The following is a 303-nucleotide window of genomic DNA, read 5'->3' on the forward strand; positions in this document are numbered from 1 at the left end:
GCTCAGGTGGACGTGGTCGCAGCAGCAGCCGTGATGATGACGATGATGATCGTGGTGGCCGTTCAGGCGGACGTGGTCGCAGCAGCAGCCGTGATGATGACGATGATGATCGTGGCGGACGCTCAGGTGGACGTGGTCGCAGCAGCAGCCGTGATGATGACGATGATGATCGTGGTGGCCGTTCAGGCGGACGTGGTCGCAGCAGCAGCCGTGATGATGACGATGATGATCGTGGTGGCCGCTCAGGTGGACGTGGTCGCAGCAGCAGCCGTGATGATGACGATGATGATCGTGGCGGACGCT

Annotated in this window: 1 protein-coding gene; it reads left to right on the forward strand. The window is 61.7% G+C overall.

Going from position 1 to position 303, the window contains the following annotated elements; genetic code table 11:
* A partial coding sequence (locus AC3CAU_RS16750) for a hypothetical protein (RefSeq protein ID WP_488368515.1) occupies positions 1 to 303 on the forward strand: 303 nt, incomplete at both ends.

The sequence above is a fragment of the Acinetobacter sp. GG23 genome (assembly GCF_057766365.1).